The 16,561-nt window shown below is 62.8% G+C and carries 21 protein-coding genes and 1 tRNA gene; 15 read left to right on the top strand and 7 right to left on the bottom strand.

Features of this window, described 5'->3' with window-relative positions; genetic code table 11:
* Nucleotides 1–38 precede the first annotated feature (38 nt).
* Nucleotides 39–419: a hypothetical protein gene (locus tag AB7Z56_RS21735; RefSeq protein ID WP_028147889.1), complete on the top strand. Its 381-nt coding sequence runs from the start codon at nucleotides 39–41 to the stop codon at nucleotides 417–419.
* On the opposite strand, the gene AB7Z56_RS21730 is transcribed toward AB7Z56_RS21735, so the two are convergent.
* Nucleotides 379–2,043, bottom strand: coding sequence for a glycoside hydrolase family 17 protein (locus AB7Z56_RS21730; protein WP_187387696.1), 1,665 nt, complete (start codon nucleotides 2,041–2,043; stop codon nucleotides 379–381). The genes AB7Z56_RS21735 and AB7Z56_RS21730 overlap by 41 nt on opposite strands.
* A gap of 222 nt (nucleotides 2,044–2,265) precedes the next feature.
* On the opposite strand from AB7Z56_RS21730, the gene AB7Z56_RS21725 reads away from it, so the two are divergent.
* From AB7Z56_RS21725 to AB7Z56_RS21710, 4 genes are all read left to right on the top strand, one after another.
* Complete coding sequence (locus AB7Z56_RS21725) at nucleotides 2,266–2,862, top strand: beta-1-3, beta-1-6-glucan biosynthesis protein (RefSeq protein WP_354096457.1); 597 nt, start codon at nucleotides 2,266–2,268, stop codon at nucleotides 2,860–2,862.
* A 214-nt stretch (nucleotides 2,863–3,076) separates the two neighbouring features.
* On the top strand, nucleotides 3,077–5,746 hold the full coding sequence (locus AB7Z56_RS21720) for a glycosyltransferase (RefSeq protein WP_354112882.1): 2,670 nt from the start codon (nucleotides 3,077–3,079) through the stop codon (nucleotides 5,744–5,746).
* 327 nt (nucleotides 5,747–6,073) lie between these two features.
* A tRNA-Lys gene (locus AB7Z56_RS21715) sits at nucleotides 6,074–6,149 on the top strand.
* A gap of 71 nt (nucleotides 6,150–6,220) precedes the next feature.
* Nucleotides 6,221–6,499, top strand: coding sequence for a hypothetical protein (locus AB7Z56_RS21710; RefSeq protein ID WP_354123755.1), 279 nt, complete (start codon nucleotides 6,221–6,223; stop codon nucleotides 6,497–6,499).
* A gap of 14 nt (nucleotides 6,500–6,513) precedes the next feature.
* Here AB7Z56_RS21710 and AB7Z56_RS21705 read toward each other — a convergent pair whose 3' ends face one another.
* Nucleotides 6,514–6,711 (bottom strand): hypothetical protein, encoded by a 198-nt coding sequence (locus AB7Z56_RS21705; RefSeq protein ID WP_354123754.1) that lies wholly within the window; start codon nucleotides 6,709–6,711, stop codon nucleotides 6,514–6,516.
* Nucleotides 6,712–7,185: 474 nt separating this feature from the next.
* Between AB7Z56_RS21705 and AB7Z56_RS21700 the strand changes: the two genes are divergently transcribed.
* The 3 genes from AB7Z56_RS21700 (at nucleotide 7,186) to AB7Z56_RS21690 (ending at nucleotide 8,515) form a co-directional block, all read left to right on the top strand.
* Nucleotides 7,186–7,458 (top strand): hypothetical protein, encoded by a 273-nt coding sequence (locus AB7Z56_RS21700; protein ID WP_166096630.1) that lies wholly within the window; start codon nucleotides 7,186–7,188, stop codon nucleotides 7,456–7,458.
* Between the two features lie 188 nt (nucleotides 7,459–7,646).
* Nucleotides 7,647–7,934, top strand: coding sequence for a hypothetical protein (locus AB7Z56_RS21695; RefSeq protein WP_166096631.1), 288 nt, complete (start codon nucleotides 7,647–7,649; stop codon nucleotides 7,932–7,934).
* Nucleotides 7,935–8,356: 422 nt separating this feature from the next.
* On the top strand, nucleotides 8,357–8,515 hold the full coding sequence (locus tag AB7Z56_RS21690; protein WP_244623041.1) for a hypothetical protein: 159 nt from the start codon (nucleotides 8,357–8,359) through the stop codon (nucleotides 8,513–8,515).
* A gap of 421 nt (nucleotides 8,516–8,936) precedes the next feature.
* Here AB7Z56_RS21690 and AB7Z56_RS21685 read toward each other — a convergent pair whose 3' ends face one another.
* On the bottom strand, nucleotides 8,937–9,605 hold the full coding sequence (locus tag AB7Z56_RS21685) for a hypothetical protein (RefSeq protein ID WP_354123753.1): 669 nt from the start codon (nucleotides 9,603–9,605) through the stop codon (nucleotides 8,937–8,939).
* A gap of 271 nt (nucleotides 9,606–9,876) precedes the next feature.
* On the opposite strand from AB7Z56_RS21685, the gene AB7Z56_RS21680 reads away from it, so the two are divergent.
* Nucleotides 9,877–10,047 carry a hypothetical protein gene (locus AB7Z56_RS21680; protein WP_354123752.1) on the top strand — a complete coding sequence of 57 codons (171 nt, stop codon included), beginning with the start codon at nucleotides 9,877–9,879 and terminating at the stop codon, nucleotides 10,045–10,047.
* 101 nt (nucleotides 10,048–10,148) lie between these two features.
* Here the strand turns inward: AB7Z56_RS21680 and AB7Z56_RS21675 are convergent, their stop codons facing one another.
* Entirely contained in the window at nucleotides 10,149–10,517 is a 369-nt protein-coding gene (locus tag AB7Z56_RS21675; protein WP_354123751.1) for a hypothetical protein, read from the bottom strand.
* A 217-nt stretch (nucleotides 10,518–10,734) separates the two neighbouring features.
* Here AB7Z56_RS21675 and AB7Z56_RS21670 point away from each other — a divergent pair, with 217 nt between their 5' ends.
* The 3 genes from AB7Z56_RS21670 (at nucleotide 10,735) to AB7Z56_RS21660 (ending at nucleotide 12,238) form a co-directional block, all read left to right on the top strand.
* Nucleotides 10,735–10,905 (top strand): hypothetical protein, encoded by a 171-nt coding sequence (locus AB7Z56_RS21670; RefSeq protein WP_167541702.1) that lies wholly within the window; start codon nucleotides 10,735–10,737, stop codon nucleotides 10,903–10,905.
* 673 nt (nucleotides 10,906–11,578) lie between these two features.
* On the top strand, nucleotides 11,579–11,821 hold the full coding sequence (locus AB7Z56_RS21665; protein WP_208086959.1) for a hypothetical protein: 243 nt from the start codon (nucleotides 11,579–11,581) through the stop codon (nucleotides 11,819–11,821).
* Between the two features lie 177 nt (nucleotides 11,822–11,998).
* Complete coding sequence (locus AB7Z56_RS21660) at nucleotides 11,999–12,238, top strand: hypothetical protein (protein ID WP_354123750.1); 240 nt, start codon at nucleotides 11,999–12,001, stop codon at nucleotides 12,236–12,238.
* Nucleotides 12,239–12,376: 138 nt separating this feature from the next.
* Here AB7Z56_RS21660 and AB7Z56_RS21655 read toward each other — a convergent pair whose 3' ends face one another.
* The 3 genes from AB7Z56_RS21655 to AB7Z56_RS21645 form a co-directional block, all read right to left on the bottom strand.
* A complete protein-coding gene (locus AB7Z56_RS21655; protein ID WP_028152127.1) occupies nucleotides 12,377–12,769 on the bottom strand; it encodes an NUDIX hydrolase in 393 nt (130 codons plus the stop codon).
* 97 nt (nucleotides 12,770–12,866) lie between these two features.
* Nucleotides 12,867–13,952, bottom strand: a complete 1,086-nt coding sequence (locus AB7Z56_RS21650; protein WP_063983192.1) for an AI-2E family transporter — start codon at nucleotides 13,950–13,952, stop codon at nucleotides 12,867–12,869.
* A gap of 190 nt (nucleotides 13,953–14,142) precedes the next feature.
* On the bottom strand, nucleotides 14,143–14,868 hold the full coding sequence (locus AB7Z56_RS21645) for an outer membrane protein (RefSeq protein WP_354123749.1): 726 nt from the start codon (nucleotides 14,866–14,868) through the stop codon (nucleotides 14,143–14,145).
* Nucleotides 14,869–15,097: 229 nt separating this feature from the next.
* Here AB7Z56_RS21645 and AB7Z56_RS21640 point away from each other — a divergent pair, with 229 nt between their 5' ends.
* From AB7Z56_RS21640 to AB7Z56_RS21630, 3 genes are all read left to right on the top strand, one after another.
* Nucleotides 15,098–15,487, top strand: a complete 390-nt coding sequence (locus tag AB7Z56_RS21640; RefSeq protein WP_063983190.1) for a hypothetical protein — start codon at nucleotides 15,098–15,100, stop codon at nucleotides 15,485–15,487.
* Nucleotides 15,488–15,491: 4 nt separating this feature from the next.
* A complete protein-coding gene (locus tag AB7Z56_RS21635; protein ID WP_231142044.1) occupies nucleotides 15,492–16,157 on the top strand; it encodes a hypothetical protein in 666 nt (221 codons plus the stop codon).
* A gap of 152 nt (nucleotides 16,158–16,309) precedes the next feature.
* Nucleotides 16,310–16,537 (top strand): hypothetical protein, encoded by a 228-nt coding sequence (locus tag AB7Z56_RS21630; protein WP_063983188.1) that lies wholly within the window; start codon nucleotides 16,310–16,312, stop codon nucleotides 16,535–16,537.
* Nucleotides 16,538–16,561 lie beyond the last annotated feature (24 nt).

Raw genomic sequence — 16,561 nt, 5'->3', positions numbered from 1 at the left:
CTGTTGCCCCCTCCCGTCATCCCGACCATATTGCGCCCATGACAAAAAAGCCCTTCCGCCTCACGCCCTACCAGGTGCAGTTCCTGATCGTCGTCGGCTTCGTGTCCGTCGGCTACGCGATCTATCTGCGCTATCTCGGCATCGAGAACTCGACCGTTGGCCTCGCCTGTGACGCCGGCCTGCAGACTCTAATCTGCAAGGCGCGCACAGTCTCGACGGTGCTGTTCAAGAATTCGGTGTTCGGCATCGTCGCGCTGGTGGTTGCGACGCTGAACCTGATGCGGCCGTCGATCGTGCTGCTGACCGTCGGCATCGTCGCCGCCGGCCTCGGCATCGTGCTCTACAATGTCGTGCTGTCGGGCCTTGCGATCGGCCTGTTCATTCTTGGATTTGCTCGGCCCGCGCCCGCCACAGCGTGAACGCGAACAGCAAGTAGATCGCGCAGGTCCACAGCGACTGCCAGTTCTCGCGGCCCTCGTTGAACAGCACATAGGCGGCCGCCAGCGTGAGCAGGCCCGCGAATACCGATTCCGCAATCGGACGCTGGCCGATCTGCGGCCGGTTCAGCATCAGCACCGCGAACGGCACCACCGCCATCGTCAGCGAGGCGTAGGGGAAGTCGTGGTAGCGCGAGTCGAACACGAAGGCGAGCGCGGTCTGCGCCGCGATCACCGCGGTCACCGCCAGCGTCAGGCCGAGCACGGCGGTGAGCTTCGACCATTTGCGGCCCTCGCGCGGGCCGAGCAGATCGAGGAAGGTCGGAAGGCTGCGGCCGATCACCATCGCCTGCGCGCAGAAGATCGGCGACAGGATGCCGGCCAGAAGCAGCGCGCCCCAGTGCAGCCAGCCGCCGATGCCGTAGCTCTCATAATACATCTTGTCGACGCCGATCCCGAGCAGGGTGCCCGCTGACGTCGCCGAGATCGCGACGCCGAGCCAGGCCGAGAAGCGCGGCGTCCACGGCCGCCTGCGCAGCGTGAGGCCGGCGACCGCGAACACCAGCACGCAGAGGCCCATGCCGGCGCCCATGTACCATTTCCAGTACGGGAAATTGCTGATCGGCTGGCCCGGCGGATATTTCAGGTTCCGGCGCACCGAGTCGTACAGGCCCCAATAGCCGCCGACGGTGCCTTCCAGCTTGCGCTTCCAGGGCTGGTCATAGGACTCGATCAGATTGACGCGAAACTTGTTCGCTTTCGCCAGGCCCAGGATTTCCGAGACGACGCGCGCCTGGTTGGTGCGCGACGGCAGCGCGCCCTCGCGCATGCGCCCTTCGCTGGGCCAGCCGGTCTCGCCGATCAGGATTTCCTTGCCGGGGAACGCGACCGCCATGCGCTCGCGGATCGCCTCGACATGGCTCGCTGCGAACTTCGCCTTCACCGGAACATCCTCCCAATAAGGCAGGATGTGGATCGTGACGAAGTCGACGGCGTCATAGACCTCGCGATTCCTGAGCCAGAACTCCCAGACGTCGGCATAGGTGACGGGCACGCTGACCTGCGCCTTCACCGAGCGGATGATGGAGACGAGGTCCGCCGTCGTCATCTCGCCGCGCAGCAGCACCTCGTTGCCGACGATGACGCTGGTGATGATGCCGGGGAATTCCTTGGAAAGGCGGACGGCGAGCGCGGCCTGCTCAAAATTCTTGGCGCGGTTGCTGGAGAGCCAGATGCCCTGGAGCACCTTCAGCCCGCCGACCTTGGCGGCGATCGCCGGCACCTGGTCGAGCCCGTTCTCCATCGAATAGGTGCGGACGCAGTCGGTGATCTCCTTGAGCTGTCGCAAATCCTGCTCGATCTGGTCGGCTTCGATATGGGTCCACGCGTTCAGCGGCGACTGTTCCCCGCGGAACGGCGCATAGGAGACGCATTGGACCTTGTCGGCCGGGTCGATCGGGGCGCGCGCGAGCGTGATTGGCGTGGCCAGCCACCACCACACGGCAGCAATCGCACCCAGTGAAACGAGCAGAAGCGCCAGTGGCGTACGAAGAGAAATCGGTTCCGTCCTCCGCGAGGTGCCGTCGATTACCTGCTCACGCGCCATCTGCCAAGGGGTGTGTCCGGGATGGATCCTTCCCTCCCCCGAGGAATTTACCTGCGGCCGTTCGACAGAGGCCTAGGATCGTGACTTTGCTGGACAAAATTTCAAATTCAGGTCATGGACTCGGCAGGACTTTGCCGCCGCATTGGGGACCCATTTGGACGCCATCACCGGCGAGTCCGCGAGGTCCTGGCGCGGGCGGTCAGCTGATATATTGGGGAATTCATGCGGCAACGGGTGTTCGAGTTACGAAATGCGGTCCTGCGGCAGTTCGCCGCCACCTTGGCCGTCGCCTCCCTGGTCGTGATGGTCGGTCTCGGTGGCGCCTCCGCCCAGAGCGGCACGCCCGCCCCGGACCAGGGCAAGGCAGCCGCCCAGCCCGCCGATGCCGCCGCCAAGGACGCCGCCCAGAACCAGCGCCGCACCGACGAATTCGCCGAAGCAGCCCAGGTCATCAACGGCCCGGCCGGCAACCCCGAATGCGTCTGGCTCGGCCGGCGCGTGGTGCGGCTGATGTGGCGCGACGACCTCGATACCGCGTTCCGCCATCTCGACCTCTACGACCGCTTCGGCTGCCCCGGCGGCCACATCCAGGCCGCCTTCCGCTGCCTGACCCGCTTTGGCGGCCAGATCGATCCCAAGGTCGCCGAGACCCTGGACAGCCGCGTGCACGCCTGCTGGATCAACCCGGCATCCCAGCCGCAGCAGGCGTCAGCCAGCGCCTCCCAGCCGGCGGCGCCAGCCACGGGCAATTCGCAGGCCCCGCAGCCGGCCGCGAGCCCCGCGCCTGCGGCAAGCCCGACACCGGCGCCCTCGAAATAGCCGCGATCGTTTCAGCCGCCGTTCAGGAACGATCGGCGATAGAAGCGGTTGGCACTGCCGCACATTCCAAAACTGTCATGCCCTCATACGGTCATGAGGCCATGACAGTTGTGAAACCGCGCGGCAGAGGTATGCTCCATTTGCCGCGGACTCGGTCGGATCTCGGGGTCGGATCCGCTTCCCTGCCACCTCAGCCCCTTTTGGTTTAGCCGCGATGCGCGTTGTCGCCGCCGTTCTGTTGCTTGTGTCCGTGCTTCACGCCGGCATCTGGGGAGTCCTGCGCGACAAGGAACCCGCGCCCGACTTCAAGGGCCTGCTGCCCAGCGTCTCCTACGCCCCGTTCGAAGGCGCGGCGCACCCCGACATCGACAACATCCCCACCGTCGAGAAAATCCGCGCCGACCTGAAGACGCTGTCGACGATGACGCGCGCGATCCGTCTCTATTCGTCCACCGGCGGCGTCGAGCTGGTGCCGCCGATCGCGGCCGAGTTCGGCCTCAAGGTCACCGTCGGCGCCTGGATCGACAAGGACAAGGATCGCAACGAGCGCGAGATCAAGGCCGCCATCGAACTCGCCCGCAAGAACAGCAACGTCGTCGGCGTCGTGGTCGGCAACGAGGTGATCTACCGCGGCGAGCAGAAGGTCGAAGACCTCATCGACATGATCAAGAAGGTGAAGGGCTCGGTCCGCGTGCCCGTCACGACCGGCGAGATCTGGAACATCTGGCGCGACAATCCCGACCTTGCCTCCAACGTCGACTTCATCGCCGCCCACGTGCTGCCCTATTGGGAAAACTTCCGCTCGGACCAGGCCGTCGACCAGGCCGTCGATCGCTACAACCTGCTGCGCAACCTGTTCCCGGGCAAGCGCATCGTGATCGCCGAATTCGGCTGGCCGAGCCAGGGCTACAACCTTCGCAACGCCGACCCCGGTCCGTTCCAGCAGGCGCTGACCCTGCGCAACTTCGTCAGCCGCGCCGAAGCCATCGGCATGGAATATAACATCGTCGAAGCCATCGATCAGCCCTGGAAATATTTCGAGGGCGGCGTCGGCCCGTACTGGGGCATCCTCAACGCCAGCCGCGAGCCGAAATTCGCCTGGACCGGCCCGGTCGAGAATCCCGACTACTGGAAGCTGATGGGAATTGCGCTGCTGGTCGGCATCCTCCTGTCGCTGCCGATCCTGCGGCTGGAGCAACCGACCGCCAGGCAGGCGTTCCTGCTGTCGGCGACCGCCAACGGCGTCGGCGCCTGGGCCGCGACGGTGTTCGCGTTCTGGAACGACCACTATTTCATCTTCGGCTCGGCCTTCGCGCTCACGCTCGGCATGATCCTGCTTGTTCCCCTGGTCCTCATCGCGATGGCGCGCGTCGACGAGATCGCGGCGGTGGCCTTGGGCCGGCCGCCGCAGCGGCTGCTCTCCAAGACCAAGCCGGTCGAGAACGTTCCCGAGAATTACTACCCGAAGGTCTCGATCCACATCCCCGCCTATTTCGAGCCGGTCGAGATGCTGAAGCAGACGCTCGATGCGCTGTCGCGGCTGAACTATCCGAACTACGAATGCGTCGTCATCATCAACAACACGCCCGATCCCGCGTTCTGGCAGCCGATCCAGGACCATTGCCGCGCGCTCGGTGAACGCTTCAAGTTCATCAACGCCGAGAAGGTGCAGGGCTTCAAGGCCGGCGCGCTGCGGATCGCGATGGACCGCACCGCCGTCGATGCCGAGATCATCGGCATCCTCGATGCCGACTATGTCGTCGATCCCGACTGGCTGAAGGACCTCGTGCCGGCTTTCGCCGACCCGCGCGTCGGCCTCGTGCAGGCGCCGCAGGAGCATCGCGACGGCGACCTGTCGATCATGCACTACATCATGAACGGCGAATATGCCGGCTTCTTCGACATCGGCATGGTCCAGCGCAACGAAGCCAACGCCATCATCGTGCACGGCACGATGTGCCTGATCCGCCGCGCCGCGATGGACATGGCCGGCGGCTGGTCGTCCGACACGATCTGCGAGGACAGCGATCTCGGCCTTGCGATCCAGGAGCTCGGCTGGACCACCCACTACACCAATCACCGCTACGGCCAGGGCCTGCTCCCCGACACCTACGAGGCCTTCAAGAAGCAGCGTCACCGCTGGGCCTATGGCGGCCTCCAGATCGTGAAGAAGCACTGGCGGCACTTCCTGCCCGGCCGCAGCCGGCTGACGCCCGACCAGAAGCGCGAATATGGCTTGGGCTGGCTGAACTGGCTCGGCGCCGAAAGCCTCGGCGTGGTGGTGGCGCTGCTCAACCTCATCTGGGTGCCGATCGTCGCTTTCGCCGACATCGCCATCCCCGACAAGATCCTGACCCTGCCGATCATCGGCGCCTTCATCGTCTCGCTCGCGCACTTCCTGTCGATGTACCGCGCGCGCGTCGCGATCAAACCCGGCCAGATGATGGGCGCGATGATCGCCGCGATGAGCGTGCAATGGACGGTGTCGCGCGCGGTGGCACAAGGTCTCATCACCGAGCACATCGCGTTCGCGCGCACCTCCAAGGGCGGCCTGTCCAGGATGTCGATCGAGTTCCAGGCGTTCTGGGAGGCCGTCATCGGCACCCTGCTGGTGATCGGCGCCGGCGTGCTGATCGCCTCCAACAGCTATCGCCAGATCACCGAGATCTACATCTTCGCCGGCGTCCTGGTGCTGCAAAGCCTGCCGTTCCTGGCCGCGGTCGCGATCGCGATCCTCGAGCTCAGCCGCATCAACTCGTTCCAGTTCTGGCGCGACAGCGCGATCCGCACCGCCGAGCTGATCGGCCTGCGCCCGGTTGCGCTGCCGACCCCCGCCGGCACGCCGCAACCGGTGCCGAGCGAGGTCCGGCGGGAAGCGAACTGACGAACGAACGGCCTCTCGGCGCGGGTGAAACCTCCGCGCCGGCAAGCCACCGGCGCTGTTCGGCGTGGATAGCGGGCCGCCAATCGAGTTGAAAATTCTGGCCTAAGCGGCGGAAAGCGCGAGCGAATCCCCGCCTCCGCCAAGAGTTTGGGCCGCCACTCGCACTATTGACCTCAGCGCCCCGTCCCCCTACACAGCGCGGGCCGAAAGCATGATCCGGAAACAGCCGGTTTTTCCCCGCGACGCCAGTTGAGGCAGCGGCAAGACATGCTTCTCGAATGTCCGAAGACGATGGCGATCGATCTTGAAAGCCATCAGCGGCCATGGGAGCGCGTAGCTCAGCCGGTAGAGCACGTGACTTTTAATCACGGGGTCCTGGGTTCGAGCCCCAGCGCGCTCACCAAGCCGAAACAATAACTTAAGCGAAATCACAAGCCGACCGAAAAAGCCGTGTGAGGGCACTGTGTTGGCAAATTGATTGCCGATCAGAGCGTCGAGGATGGCAGCGCGGCAATTGCGCGCGATCGCCATGAGGCCGGCGCGCTCAAGCGGCAGCGCGCCCTCCCCGTCCGCCAGATCCGGGCAGATGCGCTCCATGCGCGCGAAAGAGCCCCACTAGGGCCGGCGCAACACCCCAAGCAGGTCGGCGACATCGATCACATCAAGGTCTTCGCGACGGTGGGCGCCGCGGAACGATGGTTTGAGGAGAACGACCCGGAGGGCGTCGCCTTCGAATACGATGTGATCGAGTGATGTGGAGCGGATAATCAGCGCCACATCGTTGGTGGGCTCAGGGCCTTGCGACCCGCTGCTTTCAACGCGTCGGTTGAGAACTGTCCATGTGCCGCGGCATCGAGCAGCTTCGAAGCAACGTACGCTCTGGCGCCCGTCTCGCTTACAGGAATATTTTCGCAAACTTCATCGAGCACCGCCCTGAGCAGCGCAGTCATTTCAGCATCAAACACGCCGAACTCCCGAAATTGAGAGGATACTGAACGCTGCACAAGCGGAATATATTCGCTTGGCAGCGTTCGCCGCGTATTCCGGTCTGGGCTCTGAAATCCCAGCGCCTTCCAAATTGGCACCTGTCTGTCAAAGTAATGTGACAGCTTCCTCGGCCACATCAACAGGAGTTTGCAGGGCCTGCCAAGGCCCGCCAGCGTGAACCGGCAGCCTGAAACCTTCCCAGGTTTCGTACGTAAAATCTCTATCCGAGGTTTTTGTTAGTTCCCATCTCGGGGCTGGAAATGAACACCGCCGCCGGGACAATGTATTAGAGCCCGGCGGCGTATTTGTTAGCGCCTGAACCGGCGCGCGCCTCGAGCGGCGGCTTCCACCTGAATTTGTAGGGCAGATTTTTTTCTAACCTGAGTTAGTTTTTTCTATGCCCAGCGTCGACTACCCCAATTTTTCTGCGCGTAGAGCAAGGGGTCGACCGGGTGGTTCAACAACTGGGACTGGAGGATTGGGCCTGGCAAATCGCCGCCGACGTGTATCGCTTGAATCTGTATAGCCGACTCACCGGACGAGCGGCCCCGGGAGACGCCGTTTCAGACGAACAGCTTGCCAGAGCAATCCACGAAAGCTTCACTCAAACGAACGACGGCGCCTATCGAGAAATGGTTGAGTTAGCGACCGATGCCGCTTTATCGGCCTACGATCGTGTCGTCTCACGCAATGTCAAACAGGCGCGCGCTCAACTAGCGAACTAACGGCTCGTCGGCGGATGATGACTAGCCTGCCCCGCAAGAGAACCCCGCCGACCTTGTGAGTCGGCGGGCTTATCTCTACCGCTTCAACCGGCGGCGATGCGTCATCAGCCGTTACCGGACGCCGCTCCGATGCATTGATGCCGCAATCGGCGCGATGTTATGCTAGTCACAGAACCGGGAGTTTCTCGATGCGCAAAATCGCCGTCGCTGTCATGTTCGCCCTGATCGCACAGACCGCATTGGCTCAGGACCATGTTCCAATGTACGGCGAGTCCAAGGACAAGACGGAGGCCGAGAAGGCGGACGACATTCGGGCCGAGCGCGCCTATCAACGCTCCCTCGGCAATGTTCCCAACCAGAAGGCAGTCGATCCGTGGGGAACTGCCCGCGGCGACGAAGCGAAGAAGCCGGCCACGCCGGCCAAACCGGTAGTGAAACATTCGTCCAAGGCCAAGAGCGGCAGCCCCCCCAACTAGCGAATTCTAAAGGGGGGCCGCCAGCGCGAACCGGCGGGTCAGCGCTTCGCTGCGTTGCCAGCTAATTCCATCGCGAGATCTAGGGCTGCGATTCCAATTTGGTCGGTCGGACGGGATCTACAGCGCTGTAAAGTCACCGCCTCCAACAATCGCCTCTATCATAGAGCGACGGCCGGCGAGGCTGCCATCGAGCATCCAGCCAAAGCTTATGCCGTGGCGACGGCAATAGCCGGCCAATTCTTGTGAAGCGCAGAAGCCTGGTGCGTGCGGAGCCGGATCCTGAGCGCGGTGGCTCAAGGGCTACGAGTGTTGGTCCACGGGTCTGCAACCTTGGGGAAAACGCTCCCTAGGTCAGTCGGACTGCATTTTCCGAATCAACCAGATGTGCGCGCCCTCGTGTGTGATCTTGCTTGGGGGTATGCGTGAGCCAGTTTCTGTCGGTGCTGCTATTGCTGACGACATTGACGCTGACGGTGTGTTTCGGCGTGGCGGCCTGGCGCCAGTCCGCCGGCAGAGACGTCGATATCACCGCCACCATTTCACATCGGGAAACCGGCTGGAGGTCGGAACGGAGCAACTGAGACCCCGCGCTCGCTCTCGCGAGAGAGTTTTGAAGTCACCGTTGGCGCGCGCCAGCTCGATTGCGATGCCCCCCGGGCTTGATCTCGAAAATGCATCGGGGCGCAGCAGCCCCTGTTGCGGCCTCTAAGTGGAGCGGCCCCTCACGGATAACGTCTCGGTGAATGAAACCGTTCGCCGCATCACGCGAAGCACTCAGGAAACAATCCGGGTCCAGTGTCTCGTCACCCACGAGGGGATCTCAAAATGATTATTCTCAAGGTCTCTGCTGTTGTTCTTGGCGCTGGCATCCTTTTCACGATGTACTCAGGGGAGCTAAGCGCAGACGTCGTGCTTGCCATCGTGTCCTGCTTGGCATGACAAGAAGACCGGCCAACGTGAACTCGAGGGCCAGTACTGCCAACTGCTTCGTTTGAACTATCTTCAGCTTTCCGGAGCCGACGTCGCAGCCGGCACACTCAGCGGCGCTCCCCCAACTGAAACCGGCCCGACAGACTTCGACTGCCGAACCATCCGCTTCCGCATCGCGGCCGACAGTCCATAGCGCGCGTTCGCTTTTCGGATCGAGGACGTGACGTCCGACATCATTGCATTCTGCAGCGTGTCGACCTTCGCGATGAGCGTGGACAGCTGTGAAGATATCTTCCTCACATCCACCCGTTCGTCCGTGATGCTCTGTCGCAGAGACAACAGCACCATTGAATCCTGCTGCAGCAGGGCTGCATTTTGCTGCAAGGCGTGGTTGTTCTCCTGCAGCGAAGCCGTGTGTTGCTGCTGGGCCGACTGAATGTCCTTCAAGGCAGCGACAACCGGATCCGCCTTTGGCGCGGAAGCTTCCCGGCGCGGAAGCAGTTCAGCCAGACTGCTGAGATTCGGCGACGGAAGATCGGCCGGCAATGTATAGATCGCCGCCGCACCATTGATGGCCAAGGCACACACCGACAGTGCCAGGACCGATTTCCGGCTGGACCGCTTGCTCGATGCCGGAGCTTCCGGGGCTGCGGGCTCGAGTGCTGCGACTGCGAGCGCGAGCGCCGCGGGGTCGAGTTGTTCGACGAGGCCTTGCGCCTCGGATGTCGTGGTCATGTCCATTGACCTCAAATGAGCGAGCAACAGGAAGCCGACGCCGGAACGTCCTCGCGACGGCTCCTCTACGCAGCACCCACCTACAACTGCCTAAAATTGTGGGCATTTTGGATTAATTCCACGTTAGCGACATGGCCGCCTGGCAGGCCCGGCCGCCCCGGCCGATTACGGGGGGCGAAGGGACGGAATGAGTCACGCGGCAGCCTGCTTCGAAGCACCAAAGCCGAGAGACAAGGCCCCTGAAAGGTGTAAGATTCACGAGAACCGGAGGAACGGCATGTTTGAAATCAGCGGTTTCGACACGGCAGGCGTCGTCAGCCTCAAGCGGCTGTCACTCGCGGTCGCCCTCAAGAAGGCCCGAGAGCTTGTCGAAGACGGGTGCTGGGACGTTCAGATCGTCGATCCAACCGGGCGCGTACACACCTCGTTTGAGGAGCAGGCCGCTTAGCGTAGCGCTGGACCGGCTCCGCGGCTAGCTCATCAAGAGCACGCTGATCAGGAGCACACTGATCCGGAGCACACCCGGTCTCACGCCTGACGGCCCGTCTCTCAGTACCGCCGATAATAATTCTCTGGCCGGTCCTGGAATTGTAGTGGAACCGTGCCGTTGGGGTAGCAGACACCGTCGCGGATATCGACGTCAGCGCGGTGGCCGCATGGCACCGGACGCCGGCGCATTCCATAGTAAGGCCGCGGGCCCTGATAGTATCCCTGCAGCGCCGCCTGGTCTTCGGGACGGAGATAGCCGTTGGGATAGCACATCCCGTCGCGGGCGCTCTGATCCCAATGATCGCCGCACGGCGGCGGATGCCTCGGTACGCCGCGATACTGCACCTCGAGCGGGCGTTCGACAGCTGCGGCAGGCGCCGTTGCACCGCCATGAAGAGCAAGGATTGTCGCAATAGTGGTGATCAACATCGAAGCGGTCCTCCAAGGCCGCAAGATAGACAACCCCTCGGAATGACGCCTGAACGCGACGAGAGCGCCACGACCATCAGGGTCGGCCGATGGCACGACGGCGGCCACCGCGCTGCACTGGACGCTGCAGCTGTCTGCAGTTCCAAGGGCCTTGCCACAAAAGCCGGGAGACAACGCCCTCGAAAGGTGTAAGATTCAGGAAAACCGGAGGAACGGCATGTTTGAAATCAGCGGTTTCGACACGGCAGGCGTCGTCAGCCTCAAGCGGCTGTCACTCGCGGCCGCCCTCAAGAAGGCCAGAGAGCTCGTCGAAGACGGGTGCTGGGACGTTCAGATCGTCGATCCGGCTGGGCAGGTCTACACCTCGTTCGAGGAGCAAGCCGCTTAGTCGCGCCCGCCCCTCGGCACTTTTCAGAAATCATCCGCCCGATCACGCTTCGCGAGCCGTGGCCGTGACCGCGATCGAAATGAAAACCCCAGCGCCTGGTAGGGAGCGCTGGGGCGTTTTCAAAATATCAATCGGTAAAAGCAATGAGGCCTTCATAGCACCGGTCTCGAAGCGCGAGTGTGAACTGGTTCACACGGCTCCGCCGATCTTCGCGTACCGCGTCCGGGTATAGCTATCCGCCTCGGCCGACGTTGGACGAGGCATTATTGAGCCAGCGCGCCGTTGCTTCATCGCTCCAGCCGGGGACCGCGAAGCGCACGCGAGGATTCGCTTCCGTGCCGAAACGATCGACCGGAGGATGGCGTGTCGCAGGACTGTGCGCACGAGCGTGGTGCGCGGCGTCTGCAGACGTGCACAAGACGATCAAGAGGCCCAGGGCCAAAACTAGACGCATCATATCGGCTCCAATCGAGTCCGCTTCCGCTGATGTAGTACGCCGACCGTCCCACCGCGATCTGACGCGGCTTCACAGCTAGGAGAGCGAAGCGCGAACGCGACGCTCTTGCGATGGAGCGAACCGCCGCTCAACTCCCGCGCGCCGCACCGTTGCCAACCAATTCGTTTGGGAGCACGCTCTCTCCAGGCGCTCAAGACGCCGCACAGGGAGAACCACATGAAGGAACCGGGCCTGGACGGCCGCCATCGGGACAAGGATGGCGCGATCAGCAAGAAGCATGGCAACACGCTGGTCGGTACGTTGCGGAAGATCTACGGAAAGGCATTTGCGGCCGGTTATCCCGATGCGACGCCGCTCAGCGAGGTCTTGCATCAATTGAACGAGACCTCGCTGAGCCAATTGCGTCGCGATCACGACACCGGGCATCTCGTGCACAAGATCGACCACGCCTCGAAGTGAATGGACTTCACTGGCCGATTTCGCTTGGCCGATTTCACATAGCCGACTTCAGGTCGTCGAAACCGACTCCGCCGACAGCCTCTCGGACGCAGGCTGCGCGATCTGTCGCCTCACCGTACTTGCCGTTTGAGCCCTCGCTACCCTCGCGCTAGCATGAGCCCTTTTACGGAGGCTCATTTGAAGCAGCTCATTATCATCGCCGCCATCGCGCTCGCCGTGACCGCTCCCGCCCGCGCGCAGGCGCTGGTCGATCCCAACAAGGTTGCCCCCGAATATCGCGAGGCGGCCGAGAAGCGCCGGGCCGAGCAGATGCGGCAACGCGAATGCGCACTGAAGGCGGATCTCGACAAGGTGCTGCCCAGGGATCGCACCGTCTATCTCAACCACTGCCTGGACACGCTGGCGGTCAAGCAATAGCAGCGAGCTGGGGCCGTCTCGATCAGACCACGACCGTAGGCCGACCTGACCGCACGATGATCTGTCGATTTCGGGCTCGTGTTGTGGACCAGCGGGCGATTTGTCGCACCGGCGCCGCGAAGACGCGGCCCCCCCTCCTCACTGGCGCCGCGGCTTGCTCGGAAACAGCCGATCGCGGATGTAGCGCGAGGTCGGCGTCAGGCGGATGCCGCGCGGCTTCTGCCAGGCGGCGCGGTCGATCTCCTTCTTGTCGCCGATCTCGAGCCTGCCCTTGGCACCCTTGGCGATGAAGATCGCGTCGCTCATCTTGCGACCGGAGCGCTTATTCCTGGCCGTCACTTCCTTCCACAGGCTGATCCGGCCGAGCTTCAGCTTGGGCAGCTCCTCCTTGATCTCCCGCCGCAAGCAGTCCTTGTCGGACTCGCGCGAACGCTTGCGGCCGCCCGGGAACATCCACAGGCCGTCCGACCGCCGTCTGACCAACAATACCTTGCCGCGTTTTGCGGCAACCAGCTTGGAAGACTTCGCCATTACTGCCGTAGATCGAAAACAGAATCGCCCTATCGTAACTTGTCTAGTTGAATAGACAAGTTCGCGGGGCGCTTTGACCACAGCCCGTGCGAGCAGCTCAGCTTTCGCTCGCCGCCGCCCGGTCCTCGGTCCTGATCCAGGCCATCATCAACTCCCAGGCCACCGACAGGATGATCGGCCCGATGAACAGGCCGACGATACCGTGGGCGAGCGTGCCGCCGATCACGCCGACGAAGATCACGATGGTCGGCGTGGTGAGGCCGCGCCCCATCACCAGCGGCTTCAACATGGTGTCGATGAAGCCGACGAGGACGAGAAACACGGTGAGCAGCAGCGCCGTGGTGACGTCCTTGGCGGTCCAGATCCAGATGATCACCGGCAGGATCACCAGGAACGCGCCGATCTGCACGATCGACAGCAATAGCACGATGAAGGCGAGCAGGCCGGCGCTCGGCACGGCTGCCATCTTGAAGCCGATGCCGGCGAGCAGCGCCTGCACGATGGCGACGCCGATCACGCCTTGCGCCACGGCGCGGATGGTGGCGCCCCCAAGCTCGAGAAAATGCTCGCTCTGCTCGGGCACGATGCGAAACAGGAAGCCGCGCCCGGCCGCAACCAGCCGCGGCCCATGCGGAAACAGGAAGCCGGCGACGAACACCGAGACCAGAAACTGGAGCGTGCCGAGGCTCGCATCGCCCGCAAGCGACAACAGGGGTCCCGCCAGCGGCTGGAGATAGGGCGCGACCTCGCGCAGCACCGCACGGATGTTGTTATAAGCCTGATCCCAGAGATCGTAGAGCCAAGGGCCGACCACCGGCCACGACTTGAGCTGCTCCGGCGCCGACTGCAGCGCGAGATCGCCGGTGCCGAGCTGCTTCGCCAGCTCGCGCGCACCGTCCACCGCGCTGAGGCCGAGCCAGGTCGCCGGGCCAATGACGATGCCGAGCGTGATCAGGGTGAGGATCGCGGCCGCGGTCTTCGGGCGGCCGCCGAGGATCTTGGCGACCCAGCTGAAGGCCGGATAGAACGCGACCGCGAGCACGGCGCTCCAGGCCAGGATCGGCACGAACGGGCGGATGATCAGGAAGGTCCAGATGATCAGCAGGCCAAGCAGGCCGACCCGGATCAGGAGCTGGATGATGTCCTCTCCCGTCAGGAGCTGACGGAGACTTTTCACGGGCACGCCTTTCCTTGCGGCATTGACGCGGGTTCCGGCACTTGCGCGGCAAAGCGTTATTGCCAGCCGCGCATCCGGCGTCAAGACGACCGGGCCTGCGGCGGCCCAAGGGATCGGACCGCTGCGCCGCCCGGCGCGGCATCAGCTGTCGCCGAACGGGTTGGTCCAGTCGGCCGAGCGGTGGCGCTCCGTCCGCTCAGAAGTGATAGTTCACGCCCACCGTGCCGGTCTGGATGTTCAGCTTCACATTGGCTGGAGTCGCCACCAGATTGCCTGTCGTCACCAGCTGCTCGGTGATCGTGCCGAAGCCCATATAGTTGTACTCGGCCCGCACCGACCAGTTCGGCATGAACATCCACTCGATGCCGCCGCCGGCAAGCCAGCCGGTGCGATTGAAGCTGCCCGAGGCGGAACCGGCGAGCGGGCCGGCAAGGCCGTTGTTGACGCTATACTTGTCGCGGGTGAAGGCCGCGCCACCCTTGGCGTAGAGCAGCACGCGGTCGAAGGCGACGCCGAAACGGCCGGCGACCGTGGCGATGTAATCGTTCTTCAGCGACAGGTTGAAGCCGGCACCGCCACCGAACGGGCCGCCGGCATTGAGTGTGACGCTGGACCAGGCGCCGGTGCCTTCGAGACCGATCACGAAATTGCTGATCTGGTAGTTGCCGCCGATCTGGCCCCCGACGATGCCGCCGCTGGCCGTGGCCGAGCTCCAGGTCGCCGTCGGATCGGTCGGGTCGATGCCGGTCCATTTGCTCCAGGCGCCGCCGCCATGCGCGCCGATGTAGAAGCCGGTCCAGCTGAAGATCTGGGCCGGCACGATCGGCGCCTTCACCACCGGCGCAGGTTCGATGATGTCGGCCGCAAAGGCCGGAGTTGCCAGCGACAACAGCGCAGCTGTCAAAATCAGTTTCTTGCTCATGATCCCACCCCCAATGACTTTTGCCCTGCTCGACCAGGGCGATGGGGTGAAATCTAGCTGTCCGATCAAGGGGGCGCTTGGACCGACCGGCGGCGCGATTTGGACTGACGGGCGCTCGTCGCAAGCTTAACCGGCTCCACTGGGGGGCCAGGCCTTCGCGCGGGATAGACGCCATTGATACAACTAAAGGTAAATATTATACTCGGACATTTCCAAAGGGGAGGATACCGTGGATCCTTTACTCGCGCAGTCATACTTCAAATTGTTCATGAATTACGACACGAGGAACATAGCTGTTCTCGATCAAATCAAAGCCGCCCTACTGCAAAACCAAATGTCCACATTTCGATCTGACGCTTTGCTCTGCGTGCTGTCGCTTTTCGACCAGATGATCGTTCAACCCTACCAGGATCGATTGAGCCAGGGGAATCTCTCGTCTCCAAATAGCACCGTCGTTCTCACAGCACAGAACCTGGATGCCCAGGTGATGGATAGCTTCTATGAGTTGGTAAAAACAACGAACAACAACAAGCGCGAGTCACTTGCATCTTCCCACGACGTCATCAAAGCGATCGACGCAGCCTGGGGTACCATCTCAACTTATCTTTTGTGGGGGTGACGCCGTGCCAGCTTTCGATCCTCTGACTGCAATTGCACATTTGGAGGCCAACAAAGCGACGATTTGGCCCGACGTCACGACGCAAGATGCCTTTCTATCGGAGGCGAAGGCTCGCCTTGGCGGCCGAAGTTCGGACGACAAGAAGGAAGCGACGAAGCTGGCGGTCGAGACTGCTAAGACGCTTCTCACAATTGCTGTCGCGCTTCTGGTTGCTTCAGGGACATTGCTTCAGTTCACGCGCTCTAATGGCGTTCCGTGGCTGTCTTGGACCGTCGCCTTCTTCACCTTCAGCGTGATCCTCTTGTTCATCAGCATGAGCGCCGGCCTCTCTGCAATCAGCGGGGTCTATAAGCGTGCCGACGGACGAACGTTCCCAACCGAAACCGCTTGGTCAACGCTCCCCGTCTCGAAACGCTTGAACGTGCAGTCTCTAACGGGGGTTTTTGCTCTTCTAGCCTTGCTGATCGGGCTAGGACTTTCGGCGCACAGTACACAAACACCGGGACTGAGCCTCACGATCCCCGGCACTCCACAGTCCGCGCTGCCAGCGGGCCCCCTCATGATCGACGGAACATGGACCGAACTGCGCCTAAAAACGGCAGGAAACCAAGAGCTAAAACTGCCGCCGAACTCACCAACTAGCGGCCCGCTCGCGATCAACTGCAAATAGCCTTGCCATCGTGCCAGTCCTATTTCCGTGGCAGACGGCAAGTCGCCAACTTGGCTAATCGGAATTAACGGATTTTGCGTCATTCGGTTTACTTCGAAGCAAATGCTGAATCCTACGCTGGTCAGCGTGACCTAACCTGTGATTGCGGTGCAATGGCCAACAGCATCTGGACGATCGAAGAATTCACCTGCCCCGGTTGCAGCATGAACTACATTGCGACAAGGGAAGAGCACGCCGAGCCGCATTCGGGCCACTTCAAATGCAGCATCTGCAGTGGCGTGGTGCACTCCTGGTCGGGGAAGCATCACTTCTTCGGCTGGTCCGCGGTGAAGACCAAGCCGCCGGTGTTCGGGAGACGGTGGGCGGGAGTGGGTTGGTAGGCCGAGGCAAGGTTCTCACTGCCG

This window comes from Bradyrhizobium sp. 482_C4_N1_8, assembly GCF_052075965.1.
Taxonomy (GTDB): domain Bacteria; phylum Pseudomonadota; class Alphaproteobacteria; order Rhizobiales; family Xanthobacteraceae; genus Bradyrhizobium; species Bradyrhizobium barranii.
The sequence above is the reverse complement of the archived record's forward strand: the minus strand, read 5'-3'. Positions and strand labels throughout refer to the sequence as shown.

Excerpts from the sequence above, each read along its gene's own strand:
- AB7Z56_RS21735 (WP_028147889.1), top strand. The coding sequence starts at position 39 with ATGACAAAAAAGCCCTTCCGCCTCACGCCCTACCAGGTGCAGTTCCTG.
- AB7Z56_RS21675 (WP_354123751.1), bottom strand. The coding sequence starts at position 10,517 with ATGTTGATCACCACTATTGCGACAATCCTTGCTCTTCATGGCGGTGCA.
- AB7Z56_RS21695 (WP_166096631.1), top strand. The coding sequence starts at position 7,647 with ATGCGCAAAATCGCCGTCGCTGTCATGTTCGCCCTGATCGCACAGACC.
- AB7Z56_RS21630 (WP_063983188.1), top strand. The coding sequence starts at position 16,310 with ATGGCCAACAGCATCTGGACGATCGAAGAATTCACCTGCCCCGGTTGC.
- AB7Z56_RS21670 (WP_167541702.1), top strand. The coding sequence starts at position 10,735 with ATGTTTGAAATCAGCGGTTTCGACACGGCAGGCGTCGTCAGCCTCAAG.
- AB7Z56_RS21680 (WP_354123752.1), top strand. The coding sequence starts at position 9,877 with ATGTTTGAAATCAGCGGTTTCGACACGGCAGGCGTCGTCAGCCTCAAG.
- AB7Z56_RS21655 (WP_028152127.1), bottom strand. The coding sequence starts at position 12,769 with ATGGCGAAGTCTTCCAAGCTGGTTGCCGCAAAACGCGGCAAGGTATTG.
- AB7Z56_RS21685 (WP_354123753.1), bottom strand. The coding sequence starts at position 9,605 with ATGGACATGACCACGACATCCGAGGCGCAAGGCCTCGTCGAACAACTC.
- AB7Z56_RS21645 (WP_354123749.1), bottom strand. The coding sequence starts at position 14,868 with ATGAGCAAGAAACTGATTTTGACAGCTGCGCTGTTGTCGCTGGCAACT.
- AB7Z56_RS21725 (WP_354096457.1), top strand. The coding sequence starts at position 2,266 with ATGCGGCAACGGGTGTTCGAGTTACGAAATGCGGTCCTGCGGCAGTTC.
- AB7Z56_RS21730 (WP_187387696.1), bottom strand. The coding sequence starts at position 2,043 with ATGGCGCGTGAGCAGGTAATCGACGGCACCTCGCGGAGGACGGAACCG.
- AB7Z56_RS21720 (WP_354112882.1), top strand. The coding sequence starts at position 3,077 with ATGCGCGTTGTCGCCGCCGTTCTGTTGCTTGTGTCCGTGCTTCACGCC.
- AB7Z56_RS21665 (WP_208086959.1), top strand. The coding sequence starts at position 11,579 with ATGAAGGAACCGGGCCTGGACGGCCGCCATCGGGACAAGGATGGCGCG.